At 64.4% G+C, this 17,233-nt stretch carries 14 protein-coding genes and 1 other RNA gene; 4 read left to right on the plus strand and 11 right to left on the minus strand.

Features of this window, described 5'->3' with window-relative positions; all coding sequences use genetic code 11:
- Positions 1-12 precede the first annotated feature (12 nt).
- The 6 genes from OOJ09_RS18110 to mraZ are packed head-to-tail and all read right to left on the minus strand — an operon-like array spanning position 13 to position 6,565.
- Positions 13-1,470, minus strand: coding sequence for a UDP-N-acetylmuramoylalanyl-D-glutamyl-2,6-diaminopimelate--D-alanyl-D-alanine ligase (locus OOJ09_RS18110; RefSeq protein ID WP_269906486.1), 1,458 nt, complete (start codon positions 1,468-1,470; stop codon positions 13-15).
- Positions 1,467-2,921 carry a UDP-N-acetylmuramoyl-L-alanyl-D-glutamate--2,6-diaminopimelate ligase gene (locus tag OOJ09_RS18115; RefSeq protein ID WP_269906487.1) on the minus strand — a complete coding sequence of 485 codons (1,455 nt, stop codon included), beginning with the start codon at positions 2,919-2,921 and terminating at the stop codon, positions 1,467-1,469. Before OOJ09_RS18115 ends, OOJ09_RS18110 begins: the two co-directional genes overlap by 4 nt.
- 54 nt (positions 2,922-2,975) lie before the next feature.
- Positions 2,976-4,685 carry a peptidoglycan D,D-transpeptidase FtsI family protein gene (locus tag OOJ09_RS18120; RefSeq protein ID WP_269906488.1) on the minus strand — a complete coding sequence of 570 codons (1,710 nt, stop codon included), beginning with the start codon at positions 4,683-4,685 and terminating at the stop codon, positions 2,976-2,978.
- Positions 4,682-5,074 (minus strand): cell division protein FtsL, encoded by a 393-nt coding sequence (gene ftsL, locus OOJ09_RS18125; protein WP_269906489.1) that lies wholly within the window; start codon positions 5,072-5,074, stop codon positions 4,682-4,684. Before ftsL ends, OOJ09_RS18120 begins: the two co-directional genes overlap by 4 nt.
- 4 nt (positions 5,075-5,078) lie before the next feature.
- Positions 5,079-6,110 (minus strand): 16S rRNA (cytosine(1402)-N(4))-methyltransferase RsmH, encoded by a 1,032-nt coding sequence (rsmH, locus tag OOJ09_RS18130; protein ID WP_269906490.1) that lies wholly within the window; start codon positions 6,108-6,110, stop codon positions 5,079-5,081.
- Positions 6,107-6,565, minus strand: a complete 459-nt coding sequence (gene mraZ / locus OOJ09_RS18135; protein WP_056582893.1) for a division/cell wall cluster transcriptional repressor MraZ — start codon at positions 6,563-6,565, stop codon at positions 6,107-6,109. The genes rsmH and mraZ overlap by 4 nt, the downstream gene beginning before the upstream one ends.
- A 410-nt stretch (positions 6,566-6,975) precedes the next feature.
- Here mraZ and OOJ09_RS18140 point away from each other — a divergent pair, with 410 nt between their 5' ends.
- Complete coding sequence (locus OOJ09_RS18140) at positions 6,976-8,091, plus strand: cystathionine gamma-lyase (RefSeq protein ID WP_269906491.1); 1,116 nt, start codon at positions 6,976-6,978, stop codon at positions 8,089-8,091.
- Positions 8,092-8,215: 124 nt separating this feature from the next.
- Here the strand turns inward: OOJ09_RS18140 and rnpB are convergent.
- The 5 genes from rnpB to OOJ09_RS18165 all read right to left on the minus strand — a co-directional run bounded on the left by rnpB (position 8,216) and on the right by OOJ09_RS18165 (position 11,426).
- Positions 8,216-8,612: RNase P RNA component class A (rnpB, locus tag OOJ09_RS18145), an RNA gene on the minus strand.
- Positions 8,613-8,691: 79 nt separating this feature from the next.
- A complete protein-coding gene (locus OOJ09_RS18150) occupies positions 8,692-9,399 on the minus strand; it encodes a lytic transglycosylase domain-containing protein (RefSeq protein ID WP_269906492.1) in 708 nt (235 codons plus the stop codon).
- Between the two features lie 210 nt (positions 9,400-9,609).
- On the minus strand, positions 9,610-10,365 hold the full coding sequence (locus OOJ09_RS18155; protein ID WP_269906493.1) for an N-acetylmuramoyl-L-alanine amidase: 756 nt from the start codon (positions 10,363-10,365) through the stop codon (positions 9,610-9,612).
- Entirely contained in the window at positions 10,362-11,081 is a 720-nt protein-coding gene (locus tag OOJ09_RS18160) for a J domain-containing protein (RefSeq protein ID WP_269906494.1), read from the minus strand. Before OOJ09_RS18160 ends, OOJ09_RS18155 begins: the two co-directional genes overlap by 4 nt.
- A gap of 132 nt (positions 11,082-11,213) precedes the next feature.
- Positions 11,214-11,426, minus strand: a complete 213-nt coding sequence (locus tag OOJ09_RS18165) for a hypothetical protein (RefSeq protein ID WP_269906495.1) — start codon at positions 11,424-11,426, stop codon at positions 11,214-11,216.
- 178 nt (positions 11,427-11,604) lie between these two features.
- Here OOJ09_RS18165 and OOJ09_RS18170 point away from each other — a divergent pair, with 178 nt between their 5' ends.
- From OOJ09_RS18170 to OOJ09_RS18180, 3 genes are read left to right on the plus strand one after another with little or no spacing between them, the layout of a single operon-like run.
- On the plus strand, positions 11,605-15,237 hold the full coding sequence (locus OOJ09_RS18170; RefSeq protein WP_269906496.1) for a hydantoinase B/oxoprolinase family protein: 3,633 nt from the start codon (positions 11,605-11,607) through the stop codon (positions 15,235-15,237).
- 31 nt (positions 15,238-15,268) lie between these two features.
- Entirely contained in the window at positions 15,269-16,567 is a 1,299-nt protein-coding gene (locus OOJ09_RS18175; protein ID WP_269906497.1) for a DUF3419 family protein, read from the plus strand.
- Complete coding sequence (locus tag OOJ09_RS18180) at positions 16,564-17,229, plus strand: class I SAM-dependent methyltransferase (RefSeq protein WP_269906498.1); 666 nt, start codon at positions 16,564-16,566, stop codon at positions 17,227-17,229. The genes OOJ09_RS18175 and OOJ09_RS18180 overlap by 4 nt, the downstream gene beginning before the upstream one ends.
- The last annotated feature ends 4 nt before the right edge of the window (positions 17,230-17,233 follow it).

The raw sequence follows: 17,233 nt of genomic DNA on the forward strand, positions 1-17,233 counted from the left end.
CCCCGACTTGACCTAGGTCTGTTTGCTGGTTGTGGGTTCCGCCGGGAATTTGCCCAGCAGCGCATCGACCAGTTTTGCAAAACCGATACCCTTCGACGATTTGATCATCACCACGTCGCCCGGCTGCAGGGCGGCAAGCAGCACCGGCTTCAGGTCCTCGACGCCGGCGCGGTATTCCGTCTTGACCTCGCTTGGCAATGCCTCGGCCAATGCCCGCATCTCCGGGCCACCGAGAAAGACGGTCTGCGTCCCGGTGCCGACGATGAGATCGGCGAGAGCGGCATGCAGCTTGGCCGAATGGTCGCCCAGCTCCAGCATGTCGCCGAGCACGGCGATGCGCCGGCCCTCGCCCGTCACCGGCGTCGCGTTGAGCAGCGCCATGGCAGCAGCCATCGACGCCGGATTGGCATTGTAGCTCTCGTCGATGAGCGTGATCGGCCCGCCGGGGTGGCTCGAAGTCGAGCCACCGGGATGACGCAGCACGTGGCGCTTGCCACGACCGCGCTCGGCCGAGAGATCGTTCAGCGCGATTGCCACCTTGTCGAGATCGGCGCCAACCAGCTGCGCCGCGCCCAGGACCGCCAGCACGTTCTGCACCATGTGGCGGCCGGGCGCGCCGATACGGGCAATCATGTCATGGCCGCCGATCCTGGCCGCGATGTCGGAATGGTCGGCGTGCAATTCGCATTTGGTGAGCTTGAAGGTCGAGCGTGCATTCTCGCCGAAACCGTAGACATGCTCGACGCCGGCGGCATGCGCCATCTTGTCGAGAAGCTTGAAGCGCGCATCGTCGCGGTTGAGGACCGCAGCGCCATCGGGCTCCAGCCCTTCGAAAATCTCGGCCTTGGCCTTCGCGATCTCGTCCAGATTGCGGAAAAAGCCGAGATGCGCCGCCGCGATCATGGTGACGATGGCGACATGCGGCCGCACCATCTTCACCAACGGCCGGATCTCGTCGGGATGGTTCATGCCGATCTCGAACACGGCATAATCGCAATCATCGGGCATGCGCGCGAGCGTCAGCGGCACACCCCAATGATTGTTGAAGGACTGTGCCGAGGCATGCACCTTGCCGACCGCCGACAGCACGTGGCGCAGCGCTTCCTTGGTGGTGGTCTTGCCGGCCGAACCGGTCACCGCGATGATCTTGGCCCGGGAGCGTGCTCGGGAGGCCACGCCGAGCTTTTCCAGCGCCGCCAGCACGTCCTCGACGACGATGATCGGCGCCGTCAGCCGGCCGAGCGACGGCAGCTTGCCTTCGGCCACCACCAGCACGCCGGCGCCGGCCTTGATGGCTGCCGTGGCGAAGTCATGACCGTCCATCGCCTCGCCCTTGATGGCAAAGAAGGCATCGCCCGGCTGCAGGCTGCGGCTGTCGATCGAAATGCCCGATATGCCGTCCGGCATCGGCCCGAGCGGCCGTCCGTCCATGGCGGCAACCAGAGCCTCGGAGGTCCAAAGCAAACTCATGCGGCACGCTCCCGCAGCGCCGCGCGCACTTCTTCATGATCGGAGAAATGCAAGGTCTCGGAGCCGATCGTCTGGCCTTCCTCGTGGCCCTTGCCGGCCACGATCAGCGTGTCGCCGGCATGCAGCATGCCGACCGCCTCGTGGATCGCCTGGCGCCGGTCGCCGATCTCGATCGCCCCGGGTGCGGCGGCAAGAATGGCGGCGCGGATCGTTTCAGGCACTTCCGAGCGCGGATTGTCGTCGGTGACGATGACGACATCGGCGAGCCGCGTCGCGATCTCGCCCATGATCGGCCGCTTGCCGCGGTCGCGGTCCCCGCCGCAGCCGAACACGACCATGACACGGCCGGTGGTGAACGGGCGCACCGAGGCCAGCACATTTTCCAGCGCGTCGGGCTTGTGGGCGTAATCGACATACACCGGCGCACCGTTGGCGGTGGTGCCGACAAGATCGAGCCGGCCCGGCGCGCCCTTCAGTTTCTCCAAGGACATCAAGGCCTTGGCGACAGGTGTTCCGGTAGAAATGGCAAGTCCCGCCGAAACCAGCGCGTTCGAAATCTGGAAATCGCCGGCAAGCGGCAGGTCGATCTCGTAAAGCACGCCGTCGGCCTCGACCTCGGCGCGCTGGCGATGACGCTCGTGCTCGACCCGCTTCAGCTTGAGGAAATCGCCATGGCGGCCAACCGTCAGCACATCGAGCCCGGCCGCCTGCGCCGCCTGGATCGTCGGCGCCGACCACGGATCGTCTGCGAAGATGACGGCCGGCGCGCCCTTCGGCAGCAGCGTGTCGAACAGGCGCAGCTTGGCGCGGTGATAGTCCTCGACCGTCGGATGATAGTCCATATGATCGCGGCCGAGATTGGTGAAGCCGCCGGCGGCCAGCTTCACGCCGTCGAGGCGGCGCTGGTCGAGCCCATGGCTGGAGGCTTCCATGGAGGCGTGGGTGACGCCGGCATCCGCCAGTTCCCTGAGCAACTGGTGCAAGGCGACCGGATCGGGCGTGGTCAGCGAGCCATAGTCGTTGCGACCCGGCGCCACCACGCCCGTCGTGCCGATCGAAGCGGCGGCATGGCCGGCCTGTTCCCATATCTGCCTGGTGAAGGCAGCGACGGACGTCTTGCCGCTGGTGCCGGTCACCGCGACCATGGTCTGTGGCTGCTTGCCGAAATAGCGGGCCGCACTCAGCGCCAGCGCCAGGCGCGGATCATCGACCGCCAGCACTGGAACCTGTAGCCCGGCAGGGACACTGCCCTTGCCTGCAACGATCGCGGCCGCACCGCGCCCGGCCGCGTCGGCGGCGTAGGCCGCGCCATCCGCCTTGGTGCCGGCGAGCGCAAAAAAGACGACGCCCGGTCTTACCTGGCGGGAATCCGACGAAATCCCGGTAACCTCCAGATCGGCGGAAGCTGTTCCTTCGACTGGCAGGATACCGGCTAGATCTCTGAGCTTCATCGAGTTCCGTTCACCGCAACAAAATAGCGCGCAGTTGCCGGCGCGCCCCAAGAATCACTGATAGGAAACCAGCGTTGCACCATTTTCATGGCTGAAATCTGGCTTCACGCCAAGCATGGCGGCCGTACGTCTGATGATGTTTCCCGCCATGACCCCCGCATTCGCGGCCGCGACGTCTGTCATGCCAGGCTTTTCCGGGTGCGGGGCGTCGGCAATCGTGAACACGAGGTATTGCGGATCGTCCATCGGGAAGGCGGCGACGAAGGTATTGAAATTCAAGTCCTTCGAGTAGCGGCCATTGATGACCTTCTCGGCTGTTCCGGTCTTGCCGCCAACGCGGTAGCCGGGGACTCTGGCGTTTCTGGCCGAGCCCTTCTCGGCGTTGAGCGAATAGAGGTAACGCATGCCTTCGACCGTCTTTTCGCCGACCACTTTCTTGGCCACCGCCATCGCATCCTGCTCGCTGCGGACCAGGAATGTCGGCTCGATCAGGTAGCCGCCATTCATCAGCGCCGCACAGCCGACGGCCGCCTGCAGCGGCGTCGTCGACACGCCATGGCCAAAGGCGATGGTGAACGAATTGACCTGCTTCCAGATTTTCGGTTCAGTCGGGCGGGCGACTTCCGGCAGTTCGGTCTGCATCCTGTCCAAAATTCCAAGGCGATGCAGGAATTCGCGGTGTCCCTCGATGCCGACCAGCTCGGCCTCCCTGGCCGACCCGATATTGGACGAATAGAGGAACACCTCCGGCAACGACAGCACACGGTTCTTGCCGTGGAAATCGTGAATGGCCTGATGACCGACCCGGATTGGATGCGAGGCGTCGAAGCGGCTCGCCATCGTCGCCTTGCCGGAATCGAGCGCCATGGCCGAGGTGAAGCTCTTGAAGGTCGAGCCCATCTCATAGAGGCCCGCCGACATCCGATTCAGCCGGTCCTTTTCCTGTGCATTGTAAGGATTGTTCGGATCGAAATCCGGCACCGAGGCCATGGCCACCACTTCGCCGGTCTTGACGTTGAGCACAACGGCGCCAGCGCCGATGGCGCGATAGCGCTCGAGGCCGGCGGCGATCTCGTCGCGCACGACATGCTGGACGCGCAGATCGATCGAAAGCTTGACCGGTTTCAGGTCCTTGGCCACTGCCAGACCCGATGCCTGCAGATCGCTCAAGCCTTGCTCGTCGACATACTTCTCCATGCCGGAGATGCCCTGGTTGTCGATGTTGGTGAGGCCGACAATGTAGGACGAGGTCTCGCCACTGGGATAGAACCGGCGCTTCTCGGTGCGGAAGCCGAAGCCGGGAATGCCGAGCTGCATGATGTCGGCCTGCTGCTTGGGCGTCAGCTGCCGCTGCAGCCAGACGAAGCCGGCGCCGCTCTTCAGCTTGTGGTAGGTCTGCTCGTAATCGATCTCGGGCAGCACCGTCGACAGCTTCTCGATCGCCTCGTCGGCATCGACGATGCGGCGCGGCTCGGCGAACAGCGACGCCGTCTTGATGTCGGTCGCCAGCACCTCACCGTTGCGATCGACAATATCGGGCCGCGAGGCGGTCACCCGGCTCTGCGGGCCGCCCGACAGGTCGGGGGTCTGGAAGCCGAGATAGACCAGCCGCCCGGAAATGACCGAGAAGATGCCGAAGAACACCGCCATCGTCATCGCGATGCGTGCCTTGCCTTTGCCGCCGGTCGCCTTGCGGGCGCCCTCGACGACGATCGATCCGTCCTCACCCGTCCTGGTGCGACGCTTCAGCAGTTTCCCGATCATTGCGCGATGCCTCCGGTCACGACGGGATCCTTGCCCAAAGGCGCCTTGTCGGAATTGCCAGCGGTGGTGTCCTGGCGTCCTTTCAGGATGTCCTGGATGTCCAGGGCTTTGGCCGGCAAGTCGCTCAAGCCCACGATCTGGCGGGCGCTGACCGGCTCGAGTGCGAGTTGCGCCTTGTAGAGTTCGGCCAGCTTCTGCAGCCGCGACGGCTGCGTGAGCAGGCTCCAGTCGGCCTTGAGCAGGTCGATCGTGTCCTCCTCATAGCGTATCTGGGCATGGATCTTCTGCACCGCCGCCAGTTGGTCCTCGGCCTCGCGCTTGGCCTTGTAGGTCAGGGCCGCCGCCGAAACCATGACGGCGATCAGGACAATGTCGCTGGTACGGAACACGTGCTCACCTCTCTCCCGGCCGGTCTGTACCGGGAAGTTTTGGGCCAGGAAGCTTTGGAAGGCCGAAGATCGAAAAGTCGCTGCTGCGCGCCGGCGCCTCGGTGCGGATCGCCGCGCGCAGCCTGGCCGAACGGGCGCGCGGATTGGCCGCGACCTCGGCGTCGCCGGCAGTCACGCCGCCACCCGCCTTGCGGAAGGTCGCGGTGCGCGCATGAGCCTCGGGCAGGTGACGCGAGCCGGTCGCGACGTCGGCCCGGTCGGCGATGAAGCGCTTGACGATCCGGTCTTCCAGCGAATGGAACGTTACTACGGCGAGCCGCCCGCCCGGCTTCAGCGCGCGTTCGGCCGCGAACAAGGCCTTGGCCAGTTCGCCGAGCTCGTCATTGACGAAGATGCGCAGCGCCTGGAAGACGCGCGTGGCCGGATGGATCTTGTCCTTCGGTGCGCGGCCGACATGCGTCTCGATCGCATCGGCGAGTTCCAGCGTGCGCTCGAACGGACGCTTTTCACGGCGCGCCTCGATCATGCGGGCAATGCGCCCGGCATGACGCTCCTCGCCGAGGAAGCCGAAGATGCGGGCAAGGTCGCCCGGCTTGAAGCTGTTGACGACATCGGCGGCGCTGAGACCCGCTTGCGCCATGCGCATGTCGAGTGGTCCATCGGCGCGGAACGAAAAGCCGCGCTCGGCCTGATCGAGCTGCATCGAGGACACACCGATGTCGAGCACGACGCCGTCGGCGCTCTCGACATGCTCGTCCAGCGTCGAGAACGGCGCCTGCACCAGCCTCAGCCTGCCGCCCGATTGCGCCTCGAGATCGCGCCCGGCGGCGATGGCGTCAGGGTCGCGGTCGATGGCCACCACGGAGGCCCCGGTGGCCAGGATAGCCCTGGTGTAGCCGCCGGCGCCGAATGTGCCGTCGACGATGATGTCGCCCGCCGCCGGCGCCAGTGCCTCGAGCACTTCGCCAAGGAGGACCGGAATGTGGCGGGCCGATCCGCCAACGGCGTGAAGGTCATCGCCGTGGCCCACCGTCATTCCGGTCGCTCCCCAGGCTTCGTCCCCTGCCGAAGCTGCAAAAGCCGGGCCCGCGCCTGCGCGCCATAGGCAGCAAGCCGTCCCGGCTCCCAGATCTGAAAGAAATTGCCGCGTCCGACAAAGGCCACTTCCGCCGAAATGCCGGTGTGCTCGCGAATGAAATCGCTCATCGTGATGCGACCGTCCTGATCGAGCTTCAGGAAGGTGCCGTCGCCATGGCAAAAGAACGACATGTCGTCCGCCGTCTGCAAGAAGGGATCCTCGAGCGCGATACGCTGCTCGTAGCGGTCGAGCAGGTCCAGCCCCCCGACATCCATCGCCGGCAGGTCCAGGCAGCGCAGCGCGTAGAGCTCCGAATAGCCGCGCTTCTGCACGACGGCGCGGAAATGCGCCGGAACGGACACCCGTCCCTTCGCATCGATCCTGCTCACCGTGTTTGACAGAAACCGGTCCATCACGCGTTACAGCCGCTTGCGCCGCCGCACCCCTCTCCATCTTGTCAAACGCGCCGCCGCGGCGCGTTCCCTGCCCCGTCTCAGCCTCATCCGCATGGGCAAAACCCGGCAAACGCACAGCCGCCGCGGCTGCCCGATTGGCGTACGCTTTACCCTGACGCGGAACGAAGGCTTTGATGTCGAAATGGGATATCATGGGGCACTATGGGCGTCAACGGGAATAGGCTTCACAAACATGCGCGCCGTGGCCAATGAGAGCAGCCTTTACGGCACGTCCCGTCTTTATGGTCCATTAAGCCTAACGAAGCGTTTAGAGCCGCCTGGCCCAACCGGACGCGGCTTGCCGCGAGCCGCGGCCGGGCATAGCGTCGCGCCACATCTCGTCGGCCGCCAACAGGGTTAGAAATTCGATGTCTGAAACAGCAAGGTCACGCGCTGCGGCACTTCCTCATCTGCGTCGCGATGGGCTTGCCATAGGCGATTCCATCCCGCTGCCCCTGACCATGGCCGCCATTTTTCACGCGCCTGGCGATGCCACCGGTTTCAACCAGTACGGCCGTTTCAGCAACCCGACCTGGGACGCGGTTGAACATATGCTGGCACACCTCGAAGACGCGCCCTGCGTCGCCTTTCCTTCGGGAATGGCGGCAATCTCGGCGGCGTTTTTTGCCGTGCTCAAAGCCGGTGACCGTATCCTGCTGCCTTCGGACGGCTATCACACGACAAGGGCGCTGGCCGACCGCTTCCTCGAGCCGCTCGGCATCGCCCACGATGTCAGGCCGACCTCGACCTTCCTCGATGGCGGCTTCGAGGGCTACCGCCTGGCGTTTGTCGAAACCCCCGCCAATCCGGGGCTGGACATCTGCGACATAGCGGCCGTCGCCGAAGCCGCTCACAGCGCGGGCGCGCTCCTTGTTGTCGACAACACGACGATGACGCCTTTCGGCCAGCGGCCGCTCGACCATGGCGCCGATATCGTCGTTGCCGCCGACACCAAGGCGCCCAACGGCCATTCCGACGTGCTGTTCGGCCATGTCGCCAGCCGCAATGCCGATATCATCAGCGCCGTGACCGGCTGGCGCGAAGTTTCCGGCAGCATTCCCGGGCCGTTCGAAGCCTGGCTGGTGCATCGCGGCCTCGAAACACTGGATGTGCGCTTCGACCGCATGTGCTCGTCGGCGGAAGTGATCGCACGGCGGCTGAAAGGCCACCGGGCGGTCAGCGGCCTGCGTTTTCCCGGACTGGAAAGCGATCCGTCGCACAACCTTGCCCGCGCCCAGATGGAGCGCTTCGGCTTCCTGGTCTCTTTCGAACTCGCCTCGGAGGACAAGGCCGAGGATTTCATCAACAACTGCGACCTGATGCAGGCCGCGACATCCTTCGGCGGCGTCCACACTTCCGCCGAACGCCGCTCAAAAAGAGGCGATGCGGTACCCGCCGGTTTCGTTCGCCTGTCGGTCGGCTGCGAACCCGTGGAAGAACTCTGGAAGGCGATCGAGGCGTCGCTGGATAAAATTAGCGGCTGACCTGATCCGGAAAGGCTGGGACGCTACAGGCCGGCAGGGACTTCGAACAAGTTGAATCAACAGCCGCGCCCGAGGGCGCAACCTGCTGATCTCAAAAGGTTTCCGTTCGATATCGTGGGAGAAAACTGCCAGCTGGCCTGTAAGCCGGGTTCTGTATGGCCCCCGCCCTTGCGGGCGAGGACGTGGCGGCCATTCATCTTGGGCGCATGTTGCCATGCGCCTCACGCAACCTACCCGGACGGTGAGCCGGAAACAGCCCTCGAGGGTTTCCCCCCGCACCGCCCCTATTCGGTCTTGCTCCCGGTGGGGTTTACCGTGCCGCTCCTGTTGCCAGGCGCGCGGTGGGCTCTTACCCCACCCTTTCACCCTTGCCACGGTAAACCGTGGCGGTTTGCTTTCTGTGGCACTTTCCCTGGGGTCGCCCCCGCCGGCCATTAACCGGCACCGTGTTTCCATGGAGCCCGGACTTTCCTCACCCACAGCCTTTCGGCATTTGTGGGTGCGGCCGCCCGGCCAGCTGGCAAGGCGTATAAAGGGGTTCACGTCCGAAAACGCAAACGAAAAAGCCGGCCTTGCGGTCGGCTTCTCACCGGCGGTCGACTACAGCGCCGCCATCTGCACCTTGACCTTGCTGCAATAGGCGGCCGACACCGGGTTCATCCGCGTCGCGGCATGGCCGGCATTGTATTTCAGGATCGTGCCGCAGGTGGTGCCACCGCCGAGATCCTGCGCCATGGCGAGATACTTCATTCCGTATTTGATGTTGGTATCCGGATCGAAGAGCCCCTTGGCCGAACCGTTGTAACCCATCATCCGTGCCGTTGCCGGCTTGATCTGCATCAGGCCGATCTCGCCGGCGCTGCCGACCATGTTGGGCCGGTAGTTGCTCTCGATCCTGATGACCGCATGCGCGAGCGAAACCGGTACGCCGTAGCTCGCGGCATAGCGGGCGACGATCGCCGAATACTGACCGCCGCTGGCCACCGCGGCCGTTGACGCCGCCGCGTTCCTGAGACCAATCGATGCCGTTGTCGTCATGTCGATGGTCTTGCGGCCTCGCTTCGTCTGCCTTTTGGCGGTGGACTTCTTTGTCCAGCTTACCTTTTCCGCTTTGGCGGAAACCCGCTTCGCGCCGTGGCTTGCCTGCGTCTTGCCGCCTCTGGCCAGCGTGGCCTTGCCGCTTTTCGCGGATACCGCGATGACCCCTTGATCAGCCCGCGGGCTGAGTGACGCGGCATTCGCGGCGCTGAAGGCAAAAGTCATTACGCCGGCAGCAAGAGCTGCCGTTACAACGGTCAATTTCTGCATGTGATCCTGTTCTGTCTGAACCGCGCGAAGACATTCACGCAGCAACGCTCAATTAATATCGGAACATCCGGGGGGCTGGGGGTCCGATATCTGCACGTCAGCCGTTTGACGCTCGAATTGGTGCCAAACAAGGCCAGGCAAGTCACTTTGCGTGACACATTGTAATTTAAGGACCTGGAAAGAATTACTTCGCCGTGACCTTCCTCTGGGTCAGAGTCTCACGGAAGCAAGCAGCCTCTGCAGCGTCCGCAGTGTCGAGCCATCGGCAACGCCATCCACTTTGCGCGGCCGGAAATGCCGCTGAAACGCCTCGACGACGATCTCCGTCCGCCGGTCGAAAACGCCCGATATCTCGACACCATAACCATAGAGCGCCAGCATCGACTGCAGCGCCTCGACCTCGGCGCCCGCGGCGCCGGCCTTGAGCGCGGCCCCTCGCCTGACCGGGGCCGCCGGCACGAGATGGCCGACACCGGCTTCGAACAGGGCTTTCCACGGAAATTTCTCGCCCGGATCGATCTTGCGCCCCGGCGCCACATCGGAATGCGCAAGCACCCGCTCGGCGGCGATCGAATGCCGCCAGGCGATTCCCTTGCACAGGCCGATCACGGCGTCGACCTGCCGCCTGGGAAAGCCGGAATAGCCGAGCGAATGTCCCGGATTGACGATCTCGATGCCTACCGAACAGGAATTGATGTCGGTGCGTCCGAACCACGAACTCTTGCCGGCGTGCCAGGCGCGGTCGCTTTCCCTGACCATCTGCACGATGTGGCCATTCTCATGGACGAGATAATGCGACGAGACCTCGCTGGCCGGATCGCACAGCCATGCTTCCGCTCCAGCGCCTGTCGCCATGCCGGTATAGTGCAGCACGATCATGTCAGGCTTGAGCGTGTCGCGCCGCGGACCGAAATTCGGCGATACCCTGACCTCGGCGCTGGGCTCGTCGGGCAGGAAGCCGCTCATGCGTGCCGCAGGCCCCGCTCGATCATCTCATAGGCCGCATTGATCGCAGCGACCCTGGTCGTTGCGATCTTGATGAACTCCTGCGGCAGGCCGCGCGCGATCAGCCTGTCGGGATGGTTGTCGGACACCAGCTTGCGATACCGCTTCCTGACTTCCTCGAACGGCTTGCCGCGCTCGATGCCGAGCACAATATAGGGATCCCCGGCGCCGAGATTGACGTGCCGCGCCATGATGCTTTCGTAATGCGCCTCGTCGATGCGGAAAATCTCGGCAATACGGTGCAGGAAAACGCCTTCGCGCTCATGCACCAGCCCGTCGGCCTTGGCGATGTGGAACAGGCCGTCGAGTATGTCCTCCAGCATCACGCAGTTCGAATGGCCAGAGCCGCAAAGCTGCGCCATCCGCTCGGCATAGGTCTCGAAACCGGCCACGTCGCGCTGGGCGAGATCGAACAGCCGCGCCACGTTGCGCGCTTCCTTCGGCGGCACTTCGAATATTTCCTGGAAGGCACGCACCTCATCCTGGGTCACGATGCCGTCGGCCTTGGCCATCTTGGCCGAGAGCGCGATCATTGCCACCGAGAAGGCGACGCGGCGGCGCAGGTCGGCATCGCCGGAGAAAACCGTGCGCACGGCCTCGACGACGTCGGCGACGCCCGACGTGGCTGAAGACGAAACCCGCGTGATGAAGTCGCCGAGGCGATCCCAAATCGACATGGCCCGCTTCATAGAGCCAACCGGTCCCCGCTATCAAGCCAATAACGGCCGGTGTCGGGGTTGTGAAGGACTGGCAAGAAAGGGCCGGCGCGAGGCCGGCCTTTTCTCCCAAGACACACTTACCGATACAAACTACTGCGCGGGGGCAGGAGCAGGCGTTGCCGGAGCCGGCTCGGCTGGCTTGGTGGAATTATCGGCCGGAGCAGCGGGCTTCATCGGCTGTTCGGCGGCCGGCGGGTTGGTGCTCTGGGTGGTGGTGTTGTCGGTGCCCTTGCCGCTGTCGCTGCAGGCCGCGACGCCAAGCAAGGCAACAGCCGAAACTGAAGCAAGAATAAGTTTCTTCATGATATCTCTCCTCTAGTAACACCCCCGTTGCCGGCGGGCGGTCGAAGAGAAAATGCATCAGACGGATATGGGTTTCGTAACGTTGCGTGTCCGCATGTAACATCATGCGCATGGCCGTTGCAGGTCAAGCCATTGCGAACTAACAGATTGCATCGACAAGAATGCCGGAGCATGCCGCATGACCGCGAAGTGGGATTTCTGGATCGACCGCGGCGGCACCTTCACCGATGTCATCGGTCGTGATCCGCAAGGCGGGCTGCATCCGCGCAAGCTTCTATCCGAAAACCCCGAAGCCTACGCCGATGCCGCCATCCAGGGCATTCGCGACCTTCTCGGCCTGGGTTCCGGCGCCGCGATCCCGCCCGGCCTGATCGGCGACATCAAGATGGGCACCACGGTCGCCACCAACGCGTTGCTGGAGCGCAAGGGCGACCGCGTCCTGTTGCTCATCACCAAGGGGTTTCGCGATGCGCTCAGGATTGCCTACCAAGCGCGGCCCGACATCTTCGCCAAGGAGATCATCCTTCCCGAACAGCTCTACGAGCGCGTCATCGAGGTCGACGAGCGCGTGCTCGCCGACGGCTGCGTCGAACGGTTGCTCGACGTCGCCGCCTGCCGGCCGGCGATCGAGCAGGCGAAAGCCGATGGCATCGACGCGGTGGCCATCGTCTTCATGCATGCCTGGAAATATCCCGATCATGAGAAGGCGGTGGCAAAAATCTGCCGCAAGCTTGGATTCGGCCAGGTCTCGGTCAGCCATGAGGTGTCGCCGCTGATCAAGCTGGTCGGGCGCGGCGACACCACGGTGGTCGATGCCTATCTGTCACCGATCCTGTCGCGCTATGTGCAAAGGGTGGCGGGGGAGCTCGGCGTCACGGCGGGAGACAGCGGCCAATCCCCGCATCTCATGTTCATGATGTCGTCGGGCGGCCTCACCGCCGCCGACATGTTCCAGGGCAAGGACGCGCTGCTGTCCGGGCCGGCCGGCGGCGTTGTCGGCATGGTCGAGACGGCGAAGCTCGCCGGCTTCGAGAAGGTCATCGGCTTCGACATGGGCGGCACGTCCACCGACGTCGCCCACTATGACGGCGAGTATGAGCGCGCCTTCGATACCGAAGTCGCCGGCGTGCGCGTTCGGGCCCCGATGATGCGCATCCACACCGTTGCCGCCGGCGGCGGCTCGATCCTGCACTATGAGGCAGGCCGCTTCCGTGCCGGGCCGGACTCCGCCGGCGCCAATCCAGGCCCGGCCGCTTACCGGCGCGGCGGCCCCCTGGCCGTCACCGACGCCAACGTCATGCTGGGCAAGCTGCAGCCGGAATTCTTCCCCGCGATCTTCGGCCCCGGCCAGAACGAGCCGCTCGATGTCGGGATCGTGCGCGAGAAATTCGCGGCGCTCGCTGCCGAGATCGGCGACGGCCGGCCGCCGGAAGCGGTTGCCGAAGGCTTCATCACCATCGCCGTCGAGAACATGGCCAACGCCATCAAGAAGATTTCCGTGCAGCGCGGCTACGACGTCACCGAATATCTCCTGAACTGCTTCGGTGGCGCCGGCGGCCAGCATGCCTGCCTGGTCGCTGACGCACTCGGCATGGAAGCGGTGCTGATCCACCCGTTCTCCGGTCTGCTTTCAGCCTATGGCATCGGTTTGGCCTCGGTCTTTGCCTCACGCCAGCAGGCACTGCTCAAGCCTCTTGCCGACGAGTCCAGAACCGAGATCGGCACCCTCATTGCCGCCTTGAGAAAAGCCGTCATCGCCGAGCTCGCGGCGCAAGGCATCGCCGAGGATGCCGTTGCCGCGAAGCCCGTGCTGCACATCCGCTATGACGGCACTGACACGACACTGCCGGTGGGTTTCGAGGCGGACTCGATTTTCCAGGCCAAGCGCGATTTCGAGATCGCCCACAAGGCGCAGTTCGGTTTCGTCTATGACGACAAACCGATGATCGTCGAGACAGTCGGCATCGAAGGCACTGACACCGGCGGCGCCCGCCGCGACGAACATCATTCAGAAACCGAAGATCTCACCTTGAGCCCTTCGCAGACCCGCGAGATCTTCACCGAAGGGGCGTGGCGAGCTTCCGGCGTCTTCCTTCGCGACGCGCTGAAGCCGGGCAACAGGATTGCCGGTCCTGCCTTGATTATCGAGCCGAACCAGACCGTGGTCGTCGAGCCGGGCTGGCAGGCCCAGATCACCGCGAGGAACCATGTGCTCTTGCGCCGCGTCGAGAAAAAGCGCCGCCAGGCGGCGCTCGGCACCGAAGCCAACCCGGTCATGCTGGAAGTCTTCAACAACCTGTTCATGTCGATCGCCGAACAGATGGGCGTGACGCTGCAGAACACCGCCTATTCCGTCAACATCAAGGAAAGGCTGGATTTTTCCTGTGCCGTCTTCGACCACAGCGGCGCCTTGGTCGCCAATGCGCCGCACATGCCGGTGCATCTGGGCTCCATGGATCGTTCGGTTGAAACCATCATCCGGCTCAATTCCGGCGACATCCACCCCGGCGACGTCTTTGCCCTCAATGCCCCCTACAATGGCGGCACGCATCTGCCCGATATCACCGTGGTGACGCCGGTCTTCGACGACATCAAGCAGAAGATCCTCTTCTGGGCGGCCTCGCGCGGCCATCATGCCGACATCGGCGGCACGGCGCCCGGCTCGATGACGCCGCTCGCCACCACGGTCGACGAGGAAGGTGTCTTGTTCGACAATTTCCGCATCGTCGATCGTGGAAAATTCCGCGAGAAGGAATTGCATACGCTGCTCACGGACCACCGCTACCCGGCCCGAAACCCGCACCAGAACATTGCCGACCTCAAGGCACAGATCGCCGCCAACGAGAAGGGTGTCGCCGAACTGCGCAAGATGGTCGCGCATTTCGGCCTCGATGTCGTCGAGGCCTATATGGGTCATGTCCAGGACAATGCCGCCGAAAGCGTGCGCCGGGTGCTGGAACGGCTGCCGGATTCCTCGCAATATGAGTACCCGACCGACACCGGCCAGGTCATCAGGGTGAAGATCACGGTCGACCGGCAAAAGCGCGAGGCGACCGTCGACTTCACCGGCACATCGCCGGTGATGAAGAACAATTTCAACGCGCCCGAGCCGGTCGCCCGCGCCGCGGTGCTCTACGCCTTCCGCGTCATGGTCGAGGACATGATCCCGATGAATGCCGGGTGTCTGCGGCCCATCAACATCATCATCCCCGACGGCTGCATGCTCAAACCCTCCTATCCGGCGGCAGTCGTCGCCGGCAATGTCGAGACCTCGCAGCATGTCACCAACGCGCTGTTCGGCGCCATGGGAGCCATGGCCAATGCACAGGGGACGATGAACAACCTCACCTTCGGCAACAAGCAGTACCAGTATTACGAAACGATCTGCTCCGGCTCACCGGCCGGGCACATGAACTCCGGCCGCGGCTTTGCCGGCACCTCCGGCGTCCACACCCACATGACCAATTCGCGCCTCACCGACCCGGAAGTGCTCGAGCTGCGTTTCCCGGTCCTGCTCGAGGACTTCCACATCCGCGAGGGATCCGGCGGCAAGGGCAAATGGAGCGCCGGCGACGGCACCAAACGCACCATCCGCTTCCTCCAAAAGATGGAATGCGCGATCCTGTCCTCGCATCGCAACCGGCCGCCGCAAGGCCTGGACGGCGGCGGCGACGGCGAGGTCGGCTCGACCAGGATCCGTCGCAAGAACGGCACGGTCGAAATGCTGAAGGCCTGCGACCAGACCGTGCTTCAGGCGGGCGACGCCGTCATTCTGACGACGCCGACGCCGGGCGGGTTTGGCAAGGCCTGAACTGACGTCAACAGGCTGTCACCGGCCTGTCATGACCCTGCGCTACCCGCTTGCGCCAAAGCAAACGGGGAATCAGCTTGCCATGACGGACGTTTCCGCAGATCTGGTTTTTCGCCGCGGCAAGGAAGTTGGAAAAGCCGTCTACCAGAACCGCCCGCTGTCGAAAGCCGGCATTTCCGAACGGCTGTTCGCCTTCCTGTTTTCCGGCCTCGTCTATCCGCAGATCTGGGAAGATCCTGATGTCGACATGGAAGCGATGCAGCTTGGCCAGGGCCACCGCGTCGTCACCATCGCCTCTGGCGGCTGCAACATCCTGGCCTACCTCACCCGCTCGCCGGCACGGGTCGACGCGGTCGACCTCAACGCCGCGCATATCGCGCTGAACCGCATGAAGCTGGAGGCTGTGCGCCACCTGCCGTCGCAGGGCGACCTGTTCCGCTTCTTCGGCGCCGCCGACACCAGCCACAATTCGCAAGCCTACGACCGTTTCATCGCGCCGCATCTCGATCCGGTCAGCCGTCATTATTGGGAGCGCCGCAACTGGCGCGGCCGCCGGCGCATCGCCGTCTTCGACAGCAACTTCTACCAGACCGGCCTGCTCGGCCTGTTCATCGCCATGGGCCATCGCACGGCGAAGTTCTTCGGCGTCGACCCAGCCGGCATCATGCAGGCCCGCAACATCGGCGAGCAGCGGCGCTTCTTCAACGAGGAGCTGGCGCCGGTCTTCGACAAGCCGCTGCTGAAATGGGCGACCTCGCGCAAGGCTTCGCTGTTCGGCCTCGGCATTCCGCCGGCGCAGTACGATTCGCTGATCACCTCGGGTGACGGCACCATGGCCAGCGTGCTGAAGGCCCGCCTGGAAAAGCTCGCCTGCGATTTCCCATTGCAGAATAATTACTTCGCCTGGCAGGCCTTCGCCCGCCGCTATCCCGAACCCGGCGAGGCTGCCCTGCCCGCTTATCTGGAAAAGCGGAATTACGACACCATCCGCGGCAACATCGACCGCGTCGCCATCCACCATGCCAATCTGATCGAGTTCCTCGCCGGCAAGGATGCCGGCTCGGTCGACCGCTTCGTCCTGCTCGACGCGCAAGACTGGATGACCGATGACCAGCTCAATGCGCTGTGGTCCGAAATCACCCGCACCGCTTCCACTGGCGCCCGCGTCATCTTCCGCACCGCCGCCGAACCCAGCCTGTTGCCCGGCCGCGTCTCGACCTCGCTGCTCGACCAATGGGACTACCAGGACGAGGCCTCGCGCGAATTCTCGGCCCGCGACCGTTCGGCCATCTATGGCGGCTTCCACCTCCATGTGAAGCGCGCCGCATGAGCACCACCGAGCTGCCGGCCAGCCATGCCGAACTGATGGACGGCGTCTACCGCTGGCAGCGCCACATCTATGACCTGACCCGCAAATACTATCTGCTCGGCCGTGACCGGTTGATCGACGGGCTGGATGTACCGGCTGGCGGCACCGTGCTCGAACTCGGCTGCGGCACCGGCCGCAACATCGTCCTCGCCGCCCGCCGCTACCCAGACGCCCGCTTCTTCGGCCTCGATATTTCAGCCGAAATGCTGGAGACGGCCGGTGCCGCGATTGCCCGCGAGGGCCTTGTCGATCGTGTCACGCTCGCCCAGGGCGACGCCACGGCGTTCGATGCCAGGGCACTGTTCGGGCACAGTGGCTTTGATCGCGTCTTCGTGTCCTATTCGCTGTCGATGATCCCCGGCTGGGAGAAGACGGTGTCGGCGGCACTTGCCGCCCTCGCCCCCAGCGGTTCGCTGCACGTCGTCGACTTCGGCCAGCAGGAGGGCCTGCCGCGCTGGTTCCGGGCGATGCTGCGCGGCTGGCTGAGGAAATTCCACGTCGCACCGCGCTCGACCCTGCGCGAGGTCCTGGAATCGGAATCTCGGCGAACCGGCGCAAGCTTCCGTTTCCGCACGCTTTATCGCGGCTATGCCTGGCTGGGCGTGGTAGGATTGCCCCGATAGGCTG

The organism is Mesorhizobium qingshengii, assembly GCF_027563465.1.
GTDB classification, from domain to species: Bacteria; Pseudomonadota; Alphaproteobacteria; order Rhizobiales; family Rhizobiaceae; genus Mesorhizobium; species Mesorhizobium qingshengii_A.

Bases quoted from the DNA above. Each gene is read 5' to 3' on its own strand.
- OOJ09_RS18180 (WP_269906498.1), top strand. From the start codon at position 16,564: ATGAGCACCACCGAGCTGCCGGCCAGCCATGCCGAACTGATGGACGGC.
- mraZ (WP_056582893.1), bottom strand. From the start codon at position 6,565: ATGGACCGGTTTCTGTCAAACACGGTGAGCAGGATCGATGCGAAGGGA.
- OOJ09_RS18160 (WP_269906494.1), bottom strand. From the start codon at position 11,081: ATGTCGATTTGGGATCGCCTCGGCGACTTCATCACGCGGGTTTCGTCT.
- OOJ09_RS18110 (WP_269906486.1), bottom strand. From the start codon at position 1,470: ATGAGTTTGCTTTGGACCTCCGAGGCTCTGGTTGCCGCCATGGACGGA.
- OOJ09_RS18115 (WP_269906487.1), bottom strand. From the start codon at position 2,921: ATGAAGCTCAGAGATCTAGCCGGTATCCTGCCAGTCGAAGGAACAGCT.
- OOJ09_RS18175 (WP_269906497.1), top strand. From the start codon at position 15,269: ATGACCCTGCGCTACCCGCTTGCGCCAAAGCAAACGGGGAATCAGCTT.
- OOJ09_RS18140 (WP_269906491.1), top strand. From the start codon at position 6,976: ATGTCTGAAACAGCAAGGTCACGCGCTGCGGCACTTCCTCATCTGCGT.
- OOJ09_RS18150 (WP_269906492.1), bottom strand. From the start codon at position 9,399: ATGCAGAAATTGACCGTTGTAACGGCAGCTCTTGCTGCCGGCGTAATG.
- OOJ09_RS18120 (WP_269906488.1), bottom strand. From the start codon at position 4,685: ATGATCGGGAAACTGCTGAAGCGTCGCACCAGGACGGGTGAGGACGGA.
- OOJ09_RS18165 (WP_269906495.1), bottom strand. From the start codon at position 11,426: ATGAAGAAACTTATTCTTGCTTCAGTTTCGGCTGTTGCCTTGCTTGGC.
- rsmH (WP_269906490.1), bottom strand. From the start codon at position 6,110: ATGACGGTGGGCCACGGCGATGACCTTCACGCCGTTGGCGGATCGGCC.
- OOJ09_RS18170 (WP_269906496.1), top strand. From the start codon at position 11,605: ATGACCGCGAAGTGGGATTTCTGGATCGACCGCGGCGGCACCTTCACC.
- OOJ09_RS18155 (WP_269906493.1), bottom strand. From the start codon at position 10,365: ATGAGCGGCTTCCTGCCCGACGAGCCCAGCGCCGAGGTCAGGGTATCG.